We start from the raw sequence: 23,704 nt of genomic DNA, 5'->3' as shown, positions 1-23,704 counted from the left end.
TATCACAGAGTAAAACTAACCCTCCGCCAGCAATACAGATCCATGGCAGCGTTTTACGAATATTGTCTCCCATAATTAAACTAATGAGATTCGGGATAATCAGTCCTAAGAATGGCAATGCCCCGACAACGACAACAACAACCCCGCTTATCAGTGCAATAATCGATAAACCAATTGTCATTACCTTACGGTAATTTAGCCCCACGTTGATGGCAAACTCACGCCCCATACCCGCAACCGTGAAACTATCCGCAATCCAACAAGCAAGTAATGTGAGTAAACCGACTAGCCATAAAAGCTCATAACGCCCCTGAATGATGCTAGAAAAATCCCCGCTCATCCAAGCACTTAATGACTGTAGCAGGTCAAATGAATACGCGGTAAAGATTGTCAGTGCGCTAATAACGGCTCCTAACATTATGCCGACCAGCGGCACAATCAGCGCTGATTTTAAGATAACCCTGCGCAACAGCATCATAAACAGCATTGTACCCAGCAATGCAAACCCGCTTGCCACTACCATTTTGGTCATAATATCGGCGGTAGGGAACAGTATCATCACAAATAATAAACCCAAACTCGCTGACTGTGTTGTTCCCGCCAACGAGGGTTCAACAAAACGGTTTTGGGTTAGAAGTTGCATGATAAGCCCAGCAACACTCATAGCGCTGCCTGCTAGGATCAAGGAAATAGTTCGAGGAATACGACTGATAAAAAAGATGTCTTGCATCTCTGGATCGGTGAAAAGTGAAACGGGTGACACGTCACCCGCTCCAATAAACAAACTCATCACCGCTAATACCAATAAGGCGATAATTCCAAAAAAAAGATAAAGCGTTTTCATTGATTAGTTTGTTTGGTTTTTTTCTAATGCGTTATTAACATCATCCATTAACTGAGAATAAGTTTGAATGCCACCAGCGATGTAAACGGCAGACGGATCAAGATAAGTCACTTGTTGTTTATTCCATGCCGATGTTTTTCTTACTAACGCATTGTCTAAAACTTGGGCTGCTGGCTGAGCATCTGTGCGGCCAATTGCGCTATCACGGTCAATGACAAACAACCAATCTGGATTCAGTTTGACTAGCAATTCTGCGTTAACAATGTTGCCATGTCTGCCAGTATCTTCAGTGAAGACATAAGCAGGCTCAAAGCCCAGTTCATCAAAGATGAAGCCAAAACGTGAGCCTGGACCATAAGCAGAGATCTTACCGCCACTCACTAAGATCACCATCGCTTTACCTGCGGTTGGTGTTTTTTGTTTGATTTGAGCAATTTTTTCTTTGAAATCAGAAACCAGCTTTTTAGCTTGTTCTTCCTTACCGAATAGCATACCTAATTCAGTTGTGCGTTCAGTTAAGCTATCAATAAAGCGTTTATTATCAATATCCATTGAGATAGTTGGCGCAACAGCACTGAGTTTGTCGTATGCGTCGCGAGCGCGGCTACCAGCTAAAATTAAGTCAGGTTGTGCATTGCTCAGCACTTCATAAGCAGGTTCAAATAGTGTGCCTGCGTTGATGTAATCCGGAGAGTTATACTTAGATAAAAATTCAGGTAATTGAACGTTTGTTTTTGGTAGGCCAGCGACTGGGGCGCCTAAGGCATCCATAATATCCAGTGTTTCCATACTCATAACAAACACTTTTTCAGGATGGCGAGGAACTTCTGTTTTACCTTGAGCGTGCTCGATAGTGATCGTTTGTTTCTCTGCAGGTGCAGAAGTTTCTGCCTTTTCTTTAGATTGATCACAACCAGCCAATACTAAGGCTGATACTAAGACGAGCCCTGAAGTTAGTGATTTTACAAACATCCAATTTCCTCCATCTATCTCTAAATAATGTGAGTTGTCGCTTTAAGCCCGATAAATCTACCCGATTTGGTAAACGCATCAATGCTCAGCGCGGCTAGCAGCTTCATAAAAAGAACCCATAGCGCTGCCACCGACTCCACCCATAGCACAAATAATAGCGCTATCTTACCTTGTACTTAGTACAAATGATATTAGTTTACATTTGCATTCAAAAGAAATGGTAGCAAACGCACAAATTCCTAAAATAGATCTTGCCCCCTAGCACGCAAAGGCTTTCATGCTATTGTGTTTGGTTTTACCATCATAAGATACGAAAGAAGAGAGGAACCTAAGAGAAACAGGCATATTGGGTAGTGCACTGATGCCACCACAGACACCACAGAAATAGCACCCAGCAAAGTCGTTAGCTAGAAAAGATAAAAATTATGTTACTCATTCGTTTAAAAGTGCATTTTCCCTAGCAGAAACAAACGCCAAATAGCAATAATCGCAAATAAACATTCAAACATTGTAAAATGTGTTATTGACAGTGCCTATTGCTGATTTTTTCAAACCCAAAACACGGAAATAGGTACCGCGCTATTATTAGACCGTACAAAAGCCTACCGCCCTCACGTTATTCAATTGGTCAACTCGCTTCTCATTCAGTGTGCCACTACAATATATCTCCGCATTAATTTGTTTTTAGGATAACGCTTTCAAAAGGAATAAAAATGCCCGTAACCAACCCAGACGTTTTGAAGCTCCGTTTATTAGGTGAAATGTATGATGACAGCTATTTTCCTGATCATCTGGTGAAGCAGGGTGAGGCCATTCTTCTGCGATTGTGTGAGACACTGGAAAACAATCCACCGAACGGACTGGCGGAGTTGTATGTGCTGACACAGCAGTCAACGGAAGAATTTAACGATTTGCAAGATGCCTTTGAAGAGGCGGGCAGTGAGATTGAAACGGTTGCCCGTGATGCTATCGGCGAATCATTTTACCTGATTGCTCGGGCATACGGCTTTTTAGATGCAGATCCGGAGGAGCTGATTGCAACACGGGAGTGGTAATTAAATAACAATCATACCGTGGCCAACTAATATTGGTCACCGCATTAGGCTGTTCATAGAGCAGCCGCCCTGCTCCATAGACTCTTCTTGGCTCTCGCCAAGTAAAAATGGCTAAATGAAAGTGAAGAAGCGATAAAACGCCACATGAGAAACTTGTAGTGTTTTACATAAAAGGGATTATAGGAATCTGATTTATATGAAATACATATATAATACAATAATTATCATTTATATGTTTTTCTTATGCATGATGATAACGGTTTTTTCTATATCCGATTATGAATGGATGATTGGGGAGAGTGAAATAACAAACTTATGTCAGTTACCCATGGGAGGAAGATATACACTAGAACCAATGTTGGTTATTTTACCGTTGCTAGTGCCATTATTTATAATTAGAAATAAGAAAATACGCTATTTATGTATTTTGATTGCTGGCTTTTATATCTATTGGTCCTTTTTCCTGAGATTTAATCTCTGCATGCCATTTTAGGTACCGTTAAACATTGTATATACGATATGGGTACTGCCTGTTTACCCTCGCCATGACCATTATATTAAAAAATGAGTTAATTGACTAAAACAGCCCGCCGCTCCCAACCAAAGCTCATCAAAGCCATGCTCAGGCACAATCACCCAGTCACCCTGAAAATTCCTATTCCTTTGGGTTTGTTTTTAACATTTCTTTTTTAAATCCCAAAATATGGTTACGTCTTAAAAACACTCAATGCTTTATAAGATAATGGCGTATGAAAATACAAAAAATTCAACTCCGAAACAGAGATGCGTAAATGGAAAAGACGTAATCAAATTGTAAAAAGGAAAAAAGCTCAAAAAACATAATACTTCATCAAAGTGATAGCATCATCCTTTTTCTTTTCTCCATGAGCGGTTATTAAGCTATCACTTCTTAGGTTGTTAATTTTACTAAGCTTGAGTTTCTATCGATGGCGTAATCCAAAGGTGCTGTATCCGTTGATTGATTCTCTTATGTGATATATCGCAAATAACCACTATATTCGGTTCATTCTTTCATAAATAGCCATGTAAGATATGGTGTTAAATAACAAGTGCATTTGGAAATCACTATGACCAATTATTGTCATATACTGCTTTGTATCCTATCGGCTAGCCTATTTTCCCCAATCGGCCTTGCCAATACCCACACAGTCACAGTATTCCAGTGTGTGAATAAAAACCAAAAAAAGGTTAATATCAGCCTAGCAAATGGTCAGTACATTTATCAATTCGGCAAACTTAATCAAAAACCTGATATCACTATGGTAAGAAAGCCTGAACAATTAGCTGCACGTTATCTCACCCCTAAGGGAGATAGATTCAATGGAAAAATCTATGAGGTTGATTTTCGAAATGGCGACTATACCTATACCGTTTCCTCTTCCTATTTAGACTCAAAGCATATCGCTCATGTGGATGTATATCAAAAAGATAAATTACTTACTTCTATCTCTTGTTTGCCAAATACCATTGTTGATAACCTTCATGAACATATTTTCGATTTGCCAAGTGATGATTAAATAATGGCTCACACTATGCCAATAATAAAACACCTCGATCAACAAAGTTTTACAGAAGCGCTTTTTAATCCAGAACAACAAGGGCAGATAGCTATTATTTATTTTTCTGCCTCTTGGTGCCAGCCTTGTAAAAATATGCAACCGATCTTTGAGCAACTCCCTCTATATTTGGATAGCTCAGCCATTAATTTTGGCATCGTTGACATCGCTCAATCACCTACTCTAGCACCGATGTATGGTATTAAATCGGTGCCTTCAATCGCATTATTTAACGACTCACGTTTGGTTGCTATCGTGGCTGGGGAAGTCTCACTACAGCATGCCATAACAAAGATACGGTCTGCTCTCCCCATTGATTAATTACCTCCCCTAAGGCCCCACGATACATTAATGAAGTTCTGATTGAACATGCCGTAAACTACGTACCCACGGCTTATCACGTTGAATTGCCGAGGGTAAATTTTTCAATGCTCGTTTTGCAGAAGCTATATTAGAGAATTCACCATAAACCAATACATACCATTGGCGACCATGACGAACGGTTTCATACACTAAATAATTTGACAATTTATGGCGGCGCGCATGTTCATAGAGACCAGCCGGTGAACTGGCACTACCAATCTGCAATGTGTAATGCCGAGGGGATGCAGTGCGAGGATCGCCCCCTAAATTATACATAGGTTTCATGTCTGACGAAGGCTTCTTGGCTACTTCAACCGTTTTCTCCATTCCAGATGCCGCCTCCTCTTTAACCACGGTTTCCTTCAGTTCAATTCTAAAATGGAATATTCCATCCTTAGGCAAATTAGATAGCGTAGACGCCAACTGAGTTAGCTTTGTATCAACCCTTTTTTCAGAAACTTCAGAATTCAATGAATCAGCAACTTTCTCTTTAACGTTTGCTGATCCTTCTATTGATGAAGCCATTGGTACAGTTGCATGTTTGGCAAGCTCACCTTGTTGCTCAGGTGATAACGGGATAGCCGATGTAACTTGTTCTGTTTTTTCAGGGGAGTGATTAACAATACCAACCGGGTTTATTTGTTCTACTGACACCTGATTATTTAAAATATGGCGTGAAAGTAATATCCATTTCTTTGATAAGCCATTTAGTGCGTCATCATAGATTTCAATACTGCTACGAATAACATGGCTTAAGCTAGGAATAGCTGCAATTTTTGTCTGAAATTGGTTCCTTTTTAACGATTGGATAGTAGGGTCAAATATGGGCACTAAAATGATAGCCTTTTGCAGTAATACAAGATCAATTTTCGATTCTGGCTTTGGCTCTAACTTAAAGGGATGCACTCCAATATGGTCATTTGCTATTTTAGGTAACTGCTGACACAGCTTTTGATCTGGCACTGTCATGAGCACACGAGACGATGACATTGCAGTTTCTTTTTGAATGTCAGAAAGAAAATCCTTTGCAATGTCATGCACTTCCCCTTCCGCCTGTAATGCTTTTTCTAACCACCATTGCGCGCAAGCGGTATTTTGTACGCCGCCATCACCAAAATAAAATAAAATCCCTAGATGAAGCTGCCCGAGGGGATATCCTCGTATAGCTGATTGATGGATATAATAACGGCCTTTAATTAAATCGACCGGAACACCATCACCGTTAATTAATTGCACGCCCATATCATGAATAATTTCAACGGGTGTACGCTGTGCTTGTGCAACAGACTGACACACTACTGCTCCTGCAAAAACAGTAGATAGAATAGCGAATTTAGCGATACTACAATGATGCTGTGATATAAACATGAAATAATTCCAAATAGGTAATATAAAAATAAATGGAATGCACTTTGATAATAAAATTAAGCACTATCTTTCAAATCTAAGGCCGGTCTGGTAAATAAGGGGAATTTAAAACCAATTTATACCAAACACCATTTGTACGTTTCATTGTTAATACACCAAAAAATAATGCCAGTTAATCGCAGTGAGTAGACTCAATGGATTATTCCTCGTTAATTTAAATTTTTAAGCCACCCATGGTTAAAAATCACTGTCTAAGCTTGAGTCAGTGTTAAATTAATAATGATCAGTTCGCTCAATGTTGGCAAACACTGGCAGATATCATGTTCTAATTCATTATTCCTTTTTAATCCGTTACAGCGGGGAGACTGAACTCGTTCCTAGCCCGCATAAATAAGCATTTTACCATCATGGGAGTATCCACTTCGATTATATCCTTACTAATAACCTTCAACCCATACTGGAGCAGTATTTAATAAACACCGAGCTAGTTACCACTTTCTCTAGTCCATCCCACTCGATACTTTCATATCCTAGTCTACTATCTAAGGAAATACCAAATAATATCTATTATCGTAACCCTTGTTTATTTCCTACTTAATTACCCGCTATTTTAAAATATTCATAATGCCTTATGCGTAATACGCCTCATTTAAAATGGAAGGAAGATGTGTATATTTCTCATATCATAACCCTATAACATAAAATAATTTGTCAGCATTAAAACAGTCACTCCAATTTAATAATTATGCGTTTATTTAGCAAAATCGATTTTTCTAACCATTTAAATTCATCTTAAAAATTCTTATTTCTCGCCCCCGAAACTTAAATAAGATGAATACCCTTAGGTTTATTAAGTAAAAATACCAATATTTGAAATATAATATAAAAACCCTAGGTAAACCCACTAATCGATGATGATTATGTGTGATTAAAAAACGCTGTGTTTTGACATATCAAACACAGCGAAGATTGTAATATTAACGAACTAATGTCTCTGATTGCGCTAACCACTCATATTGGCCAAAAACGTCGCGCCCCTTGAGCCAACGTTGCAACATATCCAACATTAACATCACACTGACATCTTGTTTGACCTTAGTACTGTGATTACTTGGCATATAACGTACACGCTGGGCATAGCTTTTTTCGGATGTATATAATGCTAATGATAGACAGCCATCGTTAGCGCCTCCAACCGCTAAACCAATATGTGCTTTTTCTTGTTTAGCGACCTCACTAGCATGGCCTATCAGTGCTAATAAACTCTGGTCTTCTTGTTGGTTTATCACTTTACAGCCATTGAGTGGGGCCGATACTGCATTTAAAGTCCAATTGAGTAAACCTGCGCTAAACTCTTCACAAATAGCAACCCTAAGCTGTTTTTCATTTAACTCACGGCATATCACGCTAGGTAAGCCTTCAATACCCTCAAAAACTACATTTTCACCAACACCTTCTTTGATCACTTGCCATTGCGCTAACATTTCCTCTTTCAATGTTGCAGGTCCTGTGAGTTTCAATTCAATAATAGGCATAGAGGAGCGGTATCCAAGTACACAGCCTTCCGGAAGAGCGAGTGAATCAAATTGCTTAGCTAAACTACTCTCACTTCGTCCAAAACTGGCTAAACGTAGGCATAACGGGGGTTCGTTCAATGGATATCGTTGGCGTAATCTTGGCAAAATTTGATCATGTACCATCACTTTAAACTCTGAAGGTACGCCAGGCGTAAAAAATAACCAACAACCATTGAGCTCCATGGCAAAACCACATGCCGTACCAATCGGGTTATCCACCAATTCTGCACCTTCCGGTAACAGCGCTTGCTTACGATTCGTTTCTGGCATTACCCATTCTCTGGAAGCAAAATAGCGTTCCATAACCGTAATCCATTCAGCATGCTCAACTAAGGGCACCCCAGCAGCCGTTGCTGCCGCCAAAGTACTTAAATCATCACGAGTTGGTCCTAGTCCACCATTAACGATCAGAATATCTGCATGTTGACTTCGCGCTTGTAAAGTGTGTACTAGGTCGTTCAGATTATCACCAACTGTCGTTCGCCCACTCAGTGGGAAGCCTTCTTGAAAAAAGCAATCAGATAACCAAGCTGCGTTAGTATCAATAATTTGCCCATGCAGTACCTCATCTCCGGTACTTAACATCTCTACAATTAGCATCCATAAGCTCCAGTTTGCGAATGTTTAATGATTTTCCATTAAGCTACCCTATATTGGCATTCGCTAAAATAAATATTTGAGATAACTTCGTTAAATTTACTCATTCCTCTATTTTTCTTTGGTATGACTTTTTATTACTCACTCATGGAGGCGCTAACTAACTGCTATACAATGCATTTAATAGATGAATTTATCTAAAATTTTTGTATATTAACTAAGTGAAATTAAGGAATTTAACGTTGTTATTAAAAAAGGATATACTTATATGAATCCACCTAAAAGCCGCCTCACTCATTTACTCATTTGCATCGGAGCATTTGTCGCTTGGTTTTTTTCTTCATTCATTATACTGTTGATGCCTAATGCACTTTTGTTACTGCAATCCCAATATGCTATCCCCGCTATATCATTGCTATTACTGTTGCCTTGCGCCTTAGTTTGTTGGTTTTTTTACCAAAATAGCTTCAAACTTATGCCTATCGGTAAAACCAATTTAAATGAATTAAAACTCCCCATCTTGGCTATATTTGGCTTAATATTTCTCAATATGCTATTGGGAGCACAAGAAGAGTGGCTTGAAAGTATCAGTCACATTACTGGCTTTGCCTTTTTTCTCTATGTAATAACGATTATTATCGCAGCCCCGATTAGCGAAGAAATTATATTTAGAGGCTTTTTACTTAATGCGGGCATGTGGTATGGCACGGCTGGAAAATGGATAGCCATTATCGCTTCTTCATTTTTATTTGCTTCAATACACTCACAGTATCAATCTGTAAATACCCTTATTACTATCTTTATAATGGGCGCTATTTTATGCCATGTAAGGATCAGCACTCGCTCATTAATTGCACCAATATTACTCCACGCTTTAAATAACACGATTGCGACTATATTCATATTTGCAATGTCATTTTAGTAGTGGTAATTCGCCAGCGCTTCCGGTAAAGTTTGCCGCCTTTTCGGCGAGTAATTAAAGCATTGGGGGCAAAATGTTTATTGGTTTTGACTACGGAACATCAAACTGCGCGGTCGCAATTATGGATAAGGGAAAGCCTACACTGTTACCATTAGAAGGTGATAGTGCTTATATTCCGTCAACCCTTTGCGCGCCAACTCGAGAATCTGTTTCTGAACATTTATTCCGTCATCTTAATATATTACCGTCAGATGAAGTGGGCGAACAAATACTGAGGCGTTCCATCGCATATAACCGTGAAGAAGGGATTGAACTACTTCCTGAGGATATTGTTTTTGGCCAAGCAGCATTAGAGCTATACCTAAAAGATCCTCGCGATGTCTATTATGTCAAGTCACCAAAATCCTTTCTTGGTGCTTCAGGCCTTCACGAAGTGCAACTCAGTTTCTTTGAAGATTTAGTGTGCGCCATGATGGCGAATATTAAACAAAAAGCCGAACTGCATTTACAACACACAATTACTGATACTGTCATTGGCCGCCCAATTAACTTTCATGGCCGTGGTGGTGAATTAGCTAATCAGCAAGCTGAAGCTATTCTTATTAAAGCCGCAAAACGCGCTGGGTTTAAAAATATTGCCTTTCAATTTGAGCCAGTTGCCGCTGGGCTTGAATATGAAGCGGCTTTAACGCAAGACCAAACTATATTAGTTGTCGATATCGGTGGAGGCACAACCGACTGTTCACTGATCAATATGGGGCCAAGTTATCAAGGTAAAACCGACCGAACAGCAAGTCTATTAGCTCACACTGGTCAACGTATTGGTGGTAACGACCTTGATATTTATTTGGCTTTAAAACAATTAATGGACTCATTTGGTATGAGCAGCCAAACAGTATCTGGAATTAAAATGCCGATAAGCCAGTTTTGGAATCCTATCGCGATTAATAATGTGGAAGCACAAAAAGAATTTTATGCAAAACAGAATTTAACAGCGCTCAATCGATTACGCCAAGAGGCACAAGAGCCTGAAAAATTGCTGCGTCTTATTGAGGTTTATAATGAAACCCTTGGCTATCGCTTAGTGCGCCGCGCTGAAGAAGCGAAAATTGCTTTATCAGACAGTGAAAATTACTTGGCTCATATTGAATTAATGAATGAGACTCTCGAAATTAATATTCACCGTGACCAGATGGTAGAGGCTATCGAATCACCAAAAAGTAAAATGATAGAGCTGGTTAAAGAAGCCGTGACACAAGGTGGTGTGCAACCAAACGCGATATTTATGACAGGAGGCTCTGCCCAATCCCCCGTCCTATGTCAGGCCATAAAACAAGAATTACCCAATATTCCTATTGTCCGAGGCAATGATTTTGGCTCAGTCACCGCTGGCCTCACCCGTTGGGCTGAGATCTGCTTTAGATAATCGATGCAAACGCCGTATGCCATACGGCGTTTTTTCTTTGTATAATAACTTAGATTACGTTTGGTTATCTTGGTGAACCGCTACATACCGCTGATAACGAGAAGGTTTCAACTTCGTCAAATCCACCAATACCAAGCCATCAATACAATTGTTGAAAGCAGGGTCGGTTCCAAAATCAATAAACTGTACGCCACCCGGCTCACATAGCTCGGTGTATTGCTTATATAAGGTTGGAATCGAACAGCCAATATTATTCAACAGACTTTTTAGCTTAACTAAATCTTCGTGATAATTATTCCCCGAAAACTGTGCTAATACCTGTGGTAATGAGGCAGGATACGGCTGGCGAGACTGTGCCAACGAATGATCCGCTGAGAAATAGAGGCGATAAAACGTAATTAATAGATCACGAGCGGCAATTGGCATCGTACCCGATATCGAAACAGGCCCAAATAAGTAACGATATTGCGGGTATTTTGCAAGATAAGCGCCAATACCTAACCAAAGATAGTCAAGACCACGCTTACCCCAATAAGTAGGTTGAATAAAACTACGGCCTAATTCAATCCCTTGCTCAAGTATCGGTAGCATCTCTTTATCGTAATGAAATAACGTATAACTGTAGATACTTTCGATGCCCTTTTTCTTCAACTGCTCGGCAGTAGGAATAAATCGATAAGCGCCAACAATTTCTAATGCATCTTCATCCCATAAAACGAGATGATAATAGTCATCATCATAGCTATCTAAGTCGCGCCGCCTTCCTGAACCCTCACCGACAGCACGAAAAGCAATTTCACGTAATCGACCTAATTCACGTAAGATAGGCGTTCTATCCTCATCTTTTCTACGATACAGAAAAATCGCCTTACCATCTGGGGCTGTGCCTAACCGCTCACACGCCATCAATGCTTTTTTCAATTCTAAGCGATCTTCCGGTAATGCAATGGCAGATTCACTGGTAAAAAGCCCTTTTTTTCCTTGCCCAAGAAGATAAACATGGCGGCGAAAACGTTCTGCGAGATCATGCGCTCGAGTATGCCCATCATGCCAATGAGTAAATGGGATACGGCCACCAATTCGAATTTTTATTCTGCCATCACGCTGCTTAAACATTTCTCGTACGAGCAATAATGTCGATAATGGACGGTATATTAATGAGGTTAAATAAAATAGAGGGCTATTACGACCAGTAACGTGAATAGGTACAATTGGCGCACGAGCTTTGGCCGCTAAACGTAAAAAACCAGTATGCCAATGACCATCCCGGATCCCTTTCGCACTTAATCGGGAAACTTCACCAGCAGGAAATAAAATCAAAGCCCCTTGCTTATTTAAATGCTCTTGCATTGCCTCAATTTGTTTGCGGCTAGTGCGATTCCCCATATTATCAACAGGAACAAATAAGCTACTCAGTGGCTCAATATAATTCAAAAACTGATTTGCTACGATTTTAACATCTGGGCGAATTGTCGCGACCGTACGTAATATTGCTAAACCATCCAAAGAGCCTATCGGGTGATTAGCAACTAATACAAGAGGGCCTTGAGAGGGAATATTTTCTAAATCGCCATCAACTAACTCACAACGAATATTAAAGTACTCGACGATTTGCTCAACCAGATCTAAACCTTTTAGGTGAGGATAATTTTCAGAAAATTGTTTAAATTCTTTTTCAAATAGCAGGAACTTTAGTAAATTCCGTTTCCAAGCGGGAGGCGCTCGGTCTGGGAATACATCTTGTAGCAAAGCATCCAAACTAAACATCTTAATTGTCTCCTAGTTTAGCTATTGCAAACCTAAGCTAGAACAATGGCAGTAGCGTGTCAATTTAATGACAAAACGGTTAAACTCATCCAATAATGACAATATCCCTATCTTATGAGTTACAAATAAAAAACATAATATATTCAATTAATTAATATTCTATAAATACAACACAGCTCAATTATGGATAAACCTTGATCCTACCACAACTATATATAGCTTAACCCTACGTTTTATGACCTTTTTAATCTATTTTGATATTTTTATTATCATACTCAATCAAAAATATTCACTCGTCATATTCTGATAATGAACTAATTTGATTAGTTTATCCTTGATTAAAAATTTACAGAGTGTTTTTTATAAAAATAAAGTAGATTACGCTATAAGATGAGGATGAAAAATAGTATTAATTTACCGCTGTTATTAGTAAACGACAAATAACAGCGATTTTATTGTTGGCAGTAACTTTACTTAGCAAATAATTCAATCAGGCAAAAGTCACTCTTTGGTTGAGTGACAAGGTTATATTGCAAAGAATTTCCATCATTTACCACCAATAATGTTTCAAATTCTTTTAAAGTATGCGAGTTCAAACCAATAGTAACGCCAAGCTCGCCACCCGCATTAAATATTAATACCCTGTCAGCATCACTTATCCACTGCGTCACATTGTGTGTATTGAACCATTGCAGACGAGCGATGTACTTATCAGGGTTATAGATAAGATTGAAATCGCGAATAGCCTCACCTAATAGCTCAGCATACACATCACTTTCACCATGAAATGCAAAAAATTGTTTTTGACGGAGTGTTACAGGAGAATTTTTATCCACCTGCAAGGTTAGCCCTTCTCCGCCATCTAATACGCCAATAATCCGTTTCCTACTCGGAAAATAAGAAAAAGCTCCAGCCGCTTTCACATCGGCAATAGAAACTCGCCAATCAAAATCGGTTAATCCTACACCGTGACTACGCGCAATTTCTAAAGTAAAACCTTGCCCATTTTTCCATGGCATTTTTTGGTAGTTTTTCGCTGTTAACACTCGGATCATGGTTTAAACCAACCTTTAAGTAATCGTGTCATTTTAGTCAGTAAACATATACTAAAAGGGAAAACTCCTCCAGTATCAGAGTCAAAATCATATCGTGTTAACCGACTTATCGGAGATGAGCGAAAAAGCCTCCTTGCTTAATTGAAATACCATGACTGACTTCATTATCACTGACTCATTTTAGGGGAGTGGATATTTTTTACGCGATAACAAAGCCACAACTTAATGTAGCACCTTCAATTTTTCCACATATCGTCCAACGAACAACCCAATAAACATGATCCCCAAAGCGATCAAAAACGTAGTGATAAATAATACCCACAAATTCTGATACACATAAGGTTGCACAATCCCATAAGCAAAGATTAGCAAAGGGAAATGCAGAATATAGATCGTATAAGAGCTCGGCGTTAATTGTTTACCAGGTAAATAAAACCGAACGCGGTGAAAACTCATCAAATAAAATAAATAGCAGAAACTAATGCCACACAAAGTGCCATACAACGCCAACAAATATTTTTGCTTGTCGAAACTGAATGGAAAATAAAAAACGCCAACCACAGCTAATGTCAATAGTGTTAAAGCAATCAAGCTAAAACTGGTAATGAGCGTTTTTCGTTTTAATTGATACTGGTGATTATGAAGCAGTGCAGCAATCACACCACAACACCAAATTAAGGCATACAAGAAAAAAGTATAATTCAATACACTAAGAGTGAGTAATAATAGAATACCGATAATCGTACACCAACGCTGATTAGGCATCATAAATAAGGCAAACAGTGTATAGAACCAAACCTCAAATGGTAATGACCAAAATGCAAAGTTACTTGGTGGAGTATCTGTAATAAAGCCGTTGATAAACAACAATACTCCCACAAAGCTCTTAACATCCAGCGCCATTCTCGCCTGAGTCATCGTATCGCTAATAATATTAATGTCACGGCTACCACTAGCAAAAAAATAGGGAGAGATAAAATATAAAAGTAGTAAGACAAAACAGCCTAAATAAAAAGGCGGCAAAATACGATTTAACCGTGAAGTTGCATAGCGCCTTACTTTAAAGTAAGTATTTCGTTGAATATTGTAGCTAACCGACTTACAAATCAAAAAACCACTTAACGCAAAAAAAGCCATGACACAGCTATGACCAAATAAATATAGCGGCAGCATCACGATAGGCCATACTGGATATAAAAAGACTAAATATGCATGCCCAAATAATACTGTCGCGGTACAAAATCCCCTTAACATATCCAATTGTTCAGAAACATTTGGGTCAATCGGTGCAAAACGTTGGAATAATTTATTAGAGATCATCGGTATTAATGCGCCTGTGTTGAAAGTGAGCGAGGCACAAACTGCAACACGTTATCGCTGTACCACTGGGATTGCCCTTCCGGACTAAAAGGAAGGTTTTGATATTTTCCTTTCAACCAATCCTCAATATTATCGGCATAATGACGACTTGCAGGATTGGCAGACTGCCCCGCATTATTCATTACCCATACTGGATCTTGTTGGCTGAAATCAACAATTAAGCGCATTGCAGGGATCAACAAAGTATCAAAATTATCGCCCATACTATAGCTGGAAATATTGACCGTATTGAGATTTCCACCCGCTGGATAAGGGCCTCGATTCAAATAGCTATCGAGTCGATCAATCGTCCTGCGTTGTTCTTTTGGAAGATATTCCGCCATTTGTGATGACAAGCTATTCCATTGATAGCGGTGTAATTTCCCCCACTGCCAACGTGAATAATTTTTGCCAAATTGCTTTTCACCTTGTTGGTTAGCCAGTGCTAATGAATAGGCAATGATTTTCGCTTTACCGCTACGAGCCGGGTCCGATTTTTGCCAAAAAGGACTCGCATTGGCACTTTTGTCATCTTGCCAAAGCAGATGCTCAGCTTGCGCTGAATAAGATTTGGAGCTTTCAACAAACGCCTTCCACGCCTGCGGTGAATCGACGAAGCGATCTGCAAATAATTGCTGGCTGAACTGAGCTAAAAATAAGTTATACAGCGCCGCTCCGGCACTATCGGCATGCAGGTAACCATCAAATGCCAACAAGCGTTGTTGAGCTAGCCTCGCTTGTTGTTGTTCTGATTGTGGGAGTTGAGCGATCGCGTTTTGTAATGCAGGGTCTCTGAGATAAACCTGTAACTTCGTCACCATAGGGTCGAATTGATCATACTGCATCTGCTGCATGCTATCTAAATTATGTCGATCCGTTGCATTCAATAGCGCTGAAATTCGTTCAAAACGTTCTGGGTGCGCCCATGTTTGAGAAAAATTAACAGGATAGCCCTTCTCTACAACTCGCTGATTTGCAGTCGCCAACCAACCTTTTCGAGTTTTAATTGAGGTTGGATAATGCTGATTAGACACCCTGCCGATCCAATCATATTCCCCTTCCCATGCCGGAGAGGGAAATAACCCAAGCCCTTTTTTGCGCAATGGATAACTTCCCGTTAATTGCCAGCCAATTTGTTGCTTATCGGCGAACAGCATATTAACGGAGATCACGCTAATTTCTTTTGCTAATTTAATGGCTTGGGAAACACTCTTTTGTTTAGGTAGATCCATTAACGCATCGATACTAATATCATCGGTAGCGGGCAGTAGGCTACTAAAGGCGATCCCGTATTGCGTTCTGACCTCAAGGGGTTGCAGCAAATAACTGCGCTCTTTCAGCGACTCATTTAGCAACACACCATGTTGCGTATGATAGACATTTTCGACTCTATCGGGGCGACCTTTTACATGAAACACGGTTTGAGTTTGCTTTACCGGATACCATTGCTGTTGATAGAGATATTCAAATCCATTGTCCGTTTCTCTGATCTGCTCCAAAAATAGATCCTGATTATCCGCCATCACCATGGTATATCCCCACGCCAGATCAGGGGTTGCACCTAATACAATCGCGGGGATCCCTGAGATCGCCGCGCCAGCCATAGATAGCTCAGGAGTTTCAATCTGAATAAAACTCCATAAAGAAGGTAAACCGATTGGAAGGTGGGTATCATTAGCCAGTAATGTACCATTGTTTTGTGTGAGATCTGCGGTTACAGCCCAGTTATTGGATGCCATAACATCATGTAAATGAATATTTTTTAGAGATTGGCTAGCAAGTGTTAACTGGTCGATGTCTTGTTTAAACGGTTCTAAATTTAGCCCTTGCAATTTCTTTGCTTCTTGGTGAGGAAGAGGCTCATCAGGATAAGTTGGAAATAGCCAAGGTAGCATATCCGCCCCCAACTGCTGAGCAACGATTAAGCTATCAATCTCTTCATGCAGGTTTCCCGCCAAGCCGAAATTAGCGAGAGATAGAATTAAAATTGCATCATCGGGGCGCCATTTCGGAACAACATAATCTGCCGCTGATAAATCCATTGGTAGTTTATCTTGATGATTATCTAACCAAAGATTGACACCATTGGCATAAGCTTCAAGATAACGACGATTTTGTGGACTGACATTTCGATATAAAATAGTCGTCGCTTCACGAAAACCCATTTTGCGCATAAAACTATCAATGCCAACGGCCGGTTCGCCGAGGTATTCTGCTAAACGACCTTCTGCCGTGAGGCGCATCAGCTCCATATGGCTAATGCGTTCTGATGCATGAATATAACCCCATGTTAAATAAACGTCTTCAAGGTTTTGCCCTTTGATTAAAGGAACGCCCATTTGGTTATAACGTACAGTAGTGGGGGCTTTTAACCCTGCAAGAACCACTTGTCCTTCTGTTTTAGGGAGGGTATCAGCATAGTAGTTATTGAGTAAGCTGTGACAGCCAGATAGCAATAGTACCCCGCTGATAATACAAGATAAAAACAGTCCTTTGCGTTCCATCTATTGCCCCATATATCAGAACTACCACCAAAGAATTTCTCATTATAGGCATGACCTAAAGTTAAATTAAATAAGGGGATTCTTATCGTGGTATAGGGGGATTTATCTTCCACTAGCTTCAATGATGATGAATAACGTTTTATCTATTTTTGCTGATATACAGATAAGTTAAGAATGTTGAGTAATGGATATGTATAGACAACGAATGGAAAATTGAAACTTTCACAACAATACCCGAAAAAATATGTTTGCTTCGTTTAATATGACGCTAAACACGTTGCCCGCACACGAGTATCTTACTTGCTAACCACAGAATGTTGGTTAGTTCTGACCTATCAGTTAATTTTACAATTATTATTAGCTTCTACGACCTTACACAATATTTACACTGGAATTTTTGAATTCTGAAAACGTTGTCAATGCTTATCAGCTGACTTAATTTTCCGTATAATCCTCTGTTTTTCTTTGCTTATTTTCTTAAAAGATTTGGCGATTACCAATAATCCATGCAAATATCGTCAAATTAAATTTTTGTCGTCTTACAAACCATTTTTCTATAGCGAATTTGCAAAATAAGGTAAATAGATGGAAACTAGCTGTAAGCTGCTGCATCTGTTTGCCCAAATAAATGGTAATAACTCTAATCTGCTGAAAATAAAATAACTATGTATACTTCCAGTGCGCTACAGAATGATATTTCTAACTTGACGATATGGCGTAAAGGCGATCAAAGAGCCCCTCATAAGCCGCTATTGCTTTTATTGGTACTTTCAGAATATCGAAAGGGGCATCCCCGTCTATTTAATTATGGAAATGAAATTCACCAACAGCTATTAGAATTGCTTATTAGTTTTGGCCCATATCGCCGAGAATACTATCCAAATATGCCTTTTTGGCGATTAAAACGGGATGGTTTTTGGGATTTACAAAATACAGAAGAATACGAACTGAAAAAAGGGAATAAGCAGCCCTCTAAAAATGAGTTAATTCAGCAAAATATATTTGGCGGGTTTAATGAAGAAAGCTACCAACTTCTTCTAAAAAGGCCTACTTTGATAGATAAGTTAGCCCAACAGATTTTAAATGAGCATTTTCCTGAAAATGTACAAGATATTATCGCTAGCCGTCTCGACTTTCCACTCCATGAAATCCGCAAGGCCCGAGACCCCGCGTTTAGGCAAAATATTTTACGAGCTTACAATTATCAATGTGCTATATGCGGTTACAATTTACGTTATGATAGTGCTGTTGTTGGTTTAGAAGCCGCTCATATTAAGTGGAAACAGTTTGGTGGTCCATGCACGATTAATAATGGGATTGCTTTATGTTCACTGCATCATTCCGCTTTTGATATGGGCGCTATCGGCCTTGATGAGAATATGAAATTACTGGTCTCTAAAGGGGTTAATGGTAACCAGATGGTAGAAAAGTTATTCTGGAATTTTGCAGGTAAATTAATCTATTTGCCTAAAGATACGATGGAATACCCAAAAGATATATTTATTAATTGGCATCGTGAACAAGTTTTCAAACAATAAGAGTTGTTTTTATTGTTCAGCTCAATGTGAAAAAATATCAGATACCTAGTAGGCATTAGATATTATGCATGACACCTTATATTGTGATAACCATCTAAGGTACTGAGCGTTATTCACTCAAATACCCATAATTAAAATCGACACCCTATTAGCCAGATAACATGTAAGAACATATGTTCGAAAGTGTACAATACAAGGAGGATTGTCCAAGAAATTCACGTGGCTAATAGCCCCGAGCTAATTTCAATTAATTTATTGAACTACTGCGAAAATGATCAAATTGAGTTATACCATATTTAACCCAATAAGCCACAGTGAAATAGCGTTATCGAGCAATTCAATGAGCCGTTTCATCGTGAATGTTTAAATACCTATTTATTTGAATCAGTTAGTTAAATTCTAAGTTGGCCTGTCTCAAATAATGAGAAATGGACAACCCCAGTAACTAGATAGTGAAAATCACTACTTCAAATATGACGAAGCCTTTAACTATGCCAAAGTGGATTTGCCAGAAACAGGGGCGCAGGCAGTTTTGGAACGAGTGTAGTTATTAAATAATGAGTAATAAACATTATCGGAACAACAGATATACTCACAAAAAAGATGGTGTGGATTGGATTATATTGATATGGATTGACTGAAACATGAGGAAGGCCTTGTAAACTTAAGATTTCAGACATAAAAAAGGCGCCTTTAGTATCTTAATTTTCACTTTAGCGGAGGTAGTACTCGCACATAACACTTAACCTCGTGATCTAAATTAAAATATGAAGGTATAAATTTATTTATACCAACAGGTGAAATTCTTACTTTTTCTGATAGCTGTCTAATACAAGTAATCGCGATGCAGGTGGAACAATACATGCTTATAAGTTATCAGATAACCGACACCGCTCTAGACCCCCTATCAAAACTTAAAATCAAGTTAAATTTTATATTGAAGTTATCCTGTGAGTATGGAGAATAACGCTCTATATATAAATTTATCTTATTATAGTCAATTAAATATTATTATTTTTAGGACAGGAAATGGATGATAACTATCTAAAATTAGCCGCTTATTGGCGAAATTCACTAGCTGATGCGGAGTCAGGAAAAGGGGCTCTAGAAAAACGAGACACGAATAATTTGATTAAATGGGAAAGTGTTTCATCAGGTCGCCTTGATAGCATTATTACTGAGCGTTTTTTTTCCGATGAAAAAGATGATGTAAACACAGTAGATGTCATTTTACGCCCAAAAGTTTTTATACGGCTAATACAACATGGAAAAGAACGCCTTGCTGGCAGTCCAACATATGTCACCCCGCTTGTGACACTAGCAAAAATAAATCGAGAAGGTTTTTTATTTCCAACATCAACTACCGTCATTCCTAGAGATCTACTTGAACCGCTGTCTCATGGTTCATTCTCTATTGGTGAAATATCTGAGTACGATAAATATAAAACGACGAATACATCATCATCTATGCATTATGATGAATCTCATTTAGAAACTGAAGAAACTGAAGAAGAAAAAGAGAAAAGATATGAAGGCTATTTCCAAGGGTGGGGGTCATATTTAGATGATTCATATAAACTATTAAATAGTATCGCTGAATCTTGGATAAACACTCACGAACAGTATGAACTTGCCGATTACGGATATATACTAAAAAAAGTAGAACCTAAAGGTGCTAGTACTCATATTCTTTCTCTTTATGACCACTTACTTGTAAATAAGAAAAAAGTCCCATTATTTGAGCGGTTCGCTAACTTCACTTCTCCTGAAATCGAGCCACTAATTTCAACTGAAGATTCCTTTGTTTATCGATTAGGTCATTCTGGGGATAGGTTTCCTTTAGCGCTGGCTCAGCGAGATGCACTAGGTCATTTTCTTAATGCCAATGACGGCGATATTTTAGCAGTCAACGGCCCTCCTGGCACAGGAAAAACGACTTTACTTTTATCCATTATTGCAACGCTTTGGGCTAAAGCCGCGCTCGAACAAACAAATCCGCCAATTGTACTTGCGACTTCAACCAATAACCAAGCCGTCACTAATATCATCGAAGCATTTGGAAAGGACTTTTCCGAAGGAAATGGCGCTATGTCAGGTCGCTGGCTGCCAAATATTAAAAGTTTTGGTGCTTATTTCCCTTCAAGTACCAAGAAAGCAGAAGCAATCAAAAAGTACCAGACTGACGAGTTTTTTAAAGAAATAGAATCTAAAGAATATATTGAAAGCGCACTAGATTTTTATTTAAATAAAGCCAAATTGGCATTCCCCAATAAAGATTGTTCATCCCCTGAAAAAATTATTGCGTTATTGCATGAACAACTCTCCGAGCAGTCCAATAAGTTAGTTGAGATAAAGCAAACTTGGGATTCTCTACAAGAAATTCGAGGGAAAATCGCCCAAGTATCCGATGATATAAATTCTTATCTTAATGACCAGACCGTATTACTATCAAAAACACAATCTAAAATAGATAGGTTAAAAATTGCTTCAGTAGAATGGGATAAATATAGAGCGAATGAATCTCTATTTATTTCATTATTTTCATGGCTTCCACCAGTCGGAAAAAAGCGTTACTACCAAGTTAAGCTGTTCCTTGCTGATAAATTAGATGGCTTCGACATTGAAAAAGAACCAACTGAAATCAATGTTATTGATAGTTTAATTAAAAAATTGCTCGATAGTGAAGAGCGAAAACAAGAGGATTATCAACAACAAATTAATTATATACATCAAATAACCCAACAAGAAAAAGAGATATTGGCAAAGTGGCTCACCATTGCTTCTGAACTTGGATATAAACAGGGTGAAGAACCAAACTTGTTGCAAATTGATGAACTGGCTGACACACAAATCAGATTTCCTCTATTTTTGCTAACCACTCATTATTGGGAAGGCCGTTGGCTCATTGATGTACTCAATATTGATGATCTTAACAAGGAGAAAGGAAAAAACGGGCTTAAAACAGTAGAACGTCACTGGCAACGTAAAATGATGTTAACGCCATGTGTGGTAATGACTTGCTATATGTTACCTAACTATATGCTTTTACCCGCAAATAAAGGGCAAAAAAAGCATGAAAGAGGCTATGCATATAATATTGCTGATTTACTCATTGTCGATGAGGCCGGTCAAGTACTACCTGAAGTTGCTGCGGCCTCCTTCGCATTTGCTAAAAAAGCACTTGTTATTGGCGATACTGCACAAATACCTCCAATATGGAATATCACTCGAGCCATTGACTCCGGAAACATGTTGGAAGAAAAAATTCTGAGCGAAAATACACAAGAACAAATCAATGCAGAATATGACTCAATCACCGAACTCGGAAAGTGTTCAGCTTCTGGCAGTGTAATGAAAATTGCACAATTGTCTTCACGCTACCATTATGACTCTGATTTAGAGAGAGGTATGTATCTTTACGAGCATCGACGCTGCTTTGATAACATCATCGGGTACTGTAATGAGCTTTGCTATCAAGGAAAATTACTACCAAAAAGAGGAGATAGTGACAACCTTTTATTCCCTGCAATGGGCTATCTCCATATCGATGGAAAAGGTGAGCAAAGAAATACAGGAAGCCGTTTCAATCGATTAGAAGCAGAAATCATTTCAGCTTGGTTAATAGAAAATCGACAACGTATCGAAAATCACTATGGGAAACCTATTCAGCAAATAGTTGGAATAGTAACGCCATTCAGTGCTCAAGTTTCAACTATTAAAGATGCTCTTAGTAAACAAGGAATTACTGCTGAAACTAGTGAAAATACACTAACTGTCGGTACTGTTCACTCACTTCAAGGCGCAGAAAGAGCGATTGTTATATTTTCCCCTGTATATTCAAAACATGAAGATGGCGGTTTTATCGATAGTGATAACAGCATGCTGAATGTTGCTGTATCACGCGCTAAGGATAGTTTTCTTGTTTTTGGAGATATGGATTTATTTGAAATCCAACCCCCTTCTTCACCAAGGGGATTGCTTGCCAAATACTTATTCTTAGAGGAAAGGAATGCCTTACATTTCGAATACAAAGAAAGGCAAGACTTACAAAAATCGAATACTCAAATATACACGCTTCACGGTGTGAAAGAGCACGATGACTTTTTAAATCAAACAATTAGTAACACTGAAAAACATATTACCATTATATCCCCTTGGTTAAATTTGCAAAAACTTGAACAAGCTGGATTCATTGATTCCATGGCTCAAGCAACAGCTAAGGGTATCCAAGTAAAAGTGATCACCGATAGAAATTACAATATCCAACACTCTGATCCTGAAAAACGTAAAGAAAGAGAAGTCAATCTTCATAATGCCTTGGAACAATTAGATTCTTATGGCATTGCTACAAAGCTAGTGCGACGAGTTCATAGTAAAATTGTTATCGGAGATGATAATTTACTCTGCATTGGCTCATTCAATTGGTTTAGTGCATCTCGTGAAGCCAAGTATGAACGATATGATACCTCTATGGTTTATTGTGGTGGAAGTTTGAAAGAAGAAATTCAAGCTATCCACAACAACCTTGAACGACGGTAACATTATATATTAGCTCAGACTTGAACTGTCAGGGTTTATTGTAGAACACTATTAAACCTGACAGTCTGGTCTGAGCGAGGAGCAGACGTTTTATTTTGCAGGATGTAGTAAAGATTGTTCTTTTTTGGTGCTAATTATTGGTAATCCCCCCGTTTTTAACCGAGGTTATAAGTAGAATCAGGTCATTCGTTGTAGATGTTGCATTGGGGTATAGCCATTCAACGCCATGTTCGGCCGTTCA

Annotated in this window: 16 protein-coding genes and 1 pseudogene; 9 read left to right on the top strand and 8 right to left on the bottom strand. The window is 38.8% G+C overall.

Features of this window, described 5'->3' with window-relative positions:
* A partial coding sequence (locus PSE69_RS18790; RefSeq protein WP_272675314.1) for an ABC transporter permease occupies positions 1-844 on the bottom strand: 844 nt, incomplete at its 3' end.
* 3 nt (positions 845-847) lie between these two features.
* Positions 848-1,816 (bottom strand): siderophore ABC transporter substrate-binding protein, encoded by a 969-nt coding sequence (locus tag PSE69_RS18785; protein ID WP_004917406.1) that lies wholly within the window; start codon positions 1,814-1,816, stop codon positions 848-850.
* 713 nt (positions 1,817-2,529) lie between these two features.
* Here PSE69_RS18785 and PSE69_RS18780 point away from each other — a divergent pair.
* The 4 genes from PSE69_RS18780 to PSE69_RS18765 all read left to right on the top strand — a co-directional run bounded on the left by PSE69_RS18780 (position 2,530) and on the right by PSE69_RS18765 (position 4,769).
* Complete coding sequence (locus tag PSE69_RS18780) at positions 2,530-2,871, top strand: DUF5713 family protein (protein ID WP_014657397.1); 342 nt, start codon at positions 2,530-2,532, stop codon at positions 2,869-2,871.
* Between the two features lie 196 nt (positions 2,872-3,067).
* The gene (locus PSE69_RS18775; RefSeq protein ID WP_014657396.1) at positions 3,068-3,364 is read left to right on the top strand and encodes a DUF2645 family protein; all 297 of its coding nucleotides are present in this window, start codon (positions 3,068-3,070) and stop codon (positions 3,362-3,364) included.
* Positions 3,365-3,959: 595 nt separating this feature from the next.
* Positions 3,960-4,409 (top strand): hypothetical protein, encoded by a 450-nt coding sequence (locus tag PSE69_RS18770; protein ID WP_121875124.1) that lies wholly within the window; start codon positions 3,960-3,962, stop codon positions 4,407-4,409.
* Positions 4,410-4,424: 15 nt separating this feature from the next.
* A complete protein-coding gene (locus PSE69_RS18765) occupies positions 4,425-4,769 on the top strand; it encodes a thioredoxin family protein (RefSeq protein WP_223854657.1) in 345 nt (114 codons plus the stop codon).
* 27 nt (positions 4,770-4,796) lie between these two features.
* On the opposite strand, the gene PSE69_RS18760 is transcribed toward PSE69_RS18765, so the two are convergent.
* Together PSE69_RS18760 and PSE69_RS18755 are read right to left on the bottom strand one after the other, a co-directional pair.
* Positions 4,797-6,179: an SPOR domain-containing protein gene (locus PSE69_RS18760; RefSeq protein WP_121875125.1), complete on the bottom strand. Its 1,383-nt coding sequence runs from the start codon at positions 6,177-6,179 to the stop codon at positions 4,797-4,799.
* Positions 6,180-7,156: 977 nt separating this feature from the next.
* Positions 7,157-8,356, bottom strand: a complete 1,200-nt coding sequence (locus PSE69_RS18755; protein ID WP_060561454.1) for a nicotinamide mononucleotide deamidase-related protein YfaY — start codon at positions 8,354-8,356, stop codon at positions 7,157-7,159.
* Between the two features lie 265 nt (positions 8,357-8,621).
* Between PSE69_RS18755 and PSE69_RS18750 the strand changes: the two genes are divergently transcribed.
* Complete coding sequence (locus PSE69_RS18750) at positions 8,622-9,275, top strand: CPBP family intramembrane glutamic endopeptidase (protein ID WP_076914558.1); 654 nt, start codon at positions 8,622-8,624, stop codon at positions 9,273-9,275.
* 73 nt (positions 9,276-9,348) lie between these two features.
* On the top strand, positions 9,349-10,701 hold the full coding sequence (gene yegD / locus PSE69_RS18745) for a molecular chaperone (RefSeq protein WP_004917421.1): 1,353 nt from the start codon (positions 9,349-9,351) through the stop codon (positions 10,699-10,701).
* 54 nt (positions 10,702-10,755) lie between these two features.
* Here the strand turns inward: yegD and PSE69_RS18740 are convergent, their stop codons facing one another.
* The 4 genes from PSE69_RS18740 to PSE69_RS18725 all read right to left on the bottom strand — a co-directional run bounded on the left by PSE69_RS18740 (position 10,756) and on the right by PSE69_RS18725 (position 17,386).
* Positions 10,756-12,468 (bottom strand): lysophospholipid acyltransferase family protein, encoded by a 1,713-nt coding sequence (locus tag PSE69_RS18740; RefSeq protein WP_061064437.1) that lies wholly within the window; start codon positions 12,466-12,468, stop codon positions 10,756-10,758.
* A 470-nt stretch (positions 12,469-12,938) separates the two neighbouring features.
* On the bottom strand, positions 12,939-13,523 hold the full coding sequence (locus PSE69_RS18735) for a HutD/Ves family protein (protein WP_121875126.1): 585 nt from the start codon (positions 13,521-13,523) through the stop codon (positions 12,939-12,941).
* Positions 13,524-13,745: 222 nt separating this feature from the next.
* Positions 13,746-14,843, bottom strand: a complete 1,098-nt coding sequence (locus tag PSE69_RS18730; RefSeq protein WP_060561456.1) for an acyltransferase family protein — start codon at positions 14,841-14,843, stop codon at positions 13,746-13,748.
* Positions 14,844-14,848: 5 nt separating this feature from the next.
* Positions 14,849-17,386 carry a penicillin acylase family protein gene (locus tag PSE69_RS18725; RefSeq protein ID WP_121875127.1) on the bottom strand — a complete coding sequence of 846 codons (2,538 nt, stop codon included), beginning with the start codon at positions 17,384-17,386 and terminating at the stop codon, positions 14,849-14,851.
* 665 nt (positions 17,387-18,051) lie between these two features.
* On the opposite strand from PSE69_RS18725, the gene PSE69_RS18720 reads away from it, so the two are divergent.
* The 3 genes and pseudogenes from PSE69_RS18720 (at position 18,052) to PSE69_RS18715 (ending at position 23,463) form a co-directional block, all read left to right on the top strand.
* Complete coding sequence (locus tag PSE69_RS18720) at positions 18,052-18,924, top strand: phosphorothioated DNA-binding restriction endonuclease (protein ID WP_036942803.1); 873 nt, start codon at positions 18,052-18,054, stop codon at positions 18,922-18,924.
* 219 nt (positions 18,925-19,143) lie between these two features.
* A pseudogene (locus PSE69_RS19940) lies at positions 19,144-19,317 on the top strand (integrase core domain-containing protein); the annotation flags it as partial.
* 636 nt (positions 19,318-19,953) lie between these two features.
* Positions 19,954-23,463, top strand: coding sequence for an AAA domain-containing protein (locus PSE69_RS18715; protein ID WP_004917428.1), 3,510 nt, complete (start codon positions 19,954-19,956; stop codon positions 23,461-23,463).
* Positions 23,464-23,704 lie beyond the last annotated feature (241 nt).

It is taken from the genome of Providencia sp. PROV122 (assembly GCF_028482365.1).
Taxonomy (GTDB): domain Bacteria; phylum Pseudomonadota; class Gammaproteobacteria; order Enterobacterales; family Enterobacteriaceae; genus Providencia; species Providencia stuartii.
This window is presented reverse-complemented; position numbering and strand designations above follow the sequence as displayed.

Coding starts and splice junctions, on each gene's coding strand:
- PSE69_RS18785 (WP_004917406.1), bottom strand. CDS start 1,816: ATGTTTGTAAAATCACTAACTTCAGGGCTCGTCTTAGTATCAGCCTTA.
- PSE69_RS18780 (WP_014657397.1), top strand. CDS start 2,530: ATGCCCGTAACCAACCCAGACGTTTTGAAGCTCCGTTTATTAGGTGAA.
- PSE69_RS18775 (WP_014657396.1), top strand. CDS start 3,068: ATGAAATACATATATAATACAATAATTATCATTTATATGTTTTTCTTA.
- PSE69_RS18770 (WP_121875124.1), top strand. CDS start 3,960: ATGACCAATTATTGTCATATACTGCTTTGTATCCTATCGGCTAGCCTA.
- PSE69_RS18765 (WP_223854657.1), top strand. CDS start 4,425: ATGCCAATAATAAAACACCTCGATCAACAAAGTTTTACAGAAGCGCTT.
- PSE69_RS18760 (WP_121875125.1), bottom strand. CDS start 6,179: ATGTTTATATCACAGCATCATTGTAGTATCGCTAAATTCGCTATTCTA.
- PSE69_RS18755 (WP_060561454.1), bottom strand. CDS start 8,356: ATGCTAATTGTAGAGATGTTAAGTACCGGAGATGAGGTACTGCATGGG.
- PSE69_RS18750 (WP_076914558.1), top strand. CDS start 8,622: ATGAATCCACCTAAAAGCCGCCTCACTCATTTACTCATTTGCATCGGA.
- yegD (WP_004917421.1), top strand. CDS start 9,349: ATGTTTATTGGTTTTGACTACGGAACATCAAACTGCGCGGTCGCAATT.
- PSE69_RS18740 (WP_061064437.1), bottom strand. CDS start 12,468: ATGTTTAGTTTGGATGCTTTGCTACAAGATGTATTCCCAGACCGAGCG.
- PSE69_RS18735 (WP_121875126.1), bottom strand. CDS start 13,523: ATGATCCGAGTGTTAACAGCGAAAAACTACCAAAAAATGCCATGGAAA.
- PSE69_RS18730 (WP_060561456.1), bottom strand. CDS start 14,843: ATGATCTCTAATAAATTATTCCAACGTTTTGCACCGATTGACCCAAAT.
- PSE69_RS18725 (WP_121875127.1), bottom strand. CDS start 17,386: ATGGAACGCAAAGGACTGTTTTTATCTTGTATTATCAGCGGGGTACTA.
- PSE69_RS18720 (WP_036942803.1), top strand. CDS start 18,052: ATGTATACTTCCAGTGCGCTACAGAATGATATTTCTAACTTGACGATA.
- PSE69_RS18715 (WP_004917428.1), top strand. CDS start 19,954: ATGGATGATAACTATCTAAAATTAGCCGCTTATTGGCGAAATTCACTA.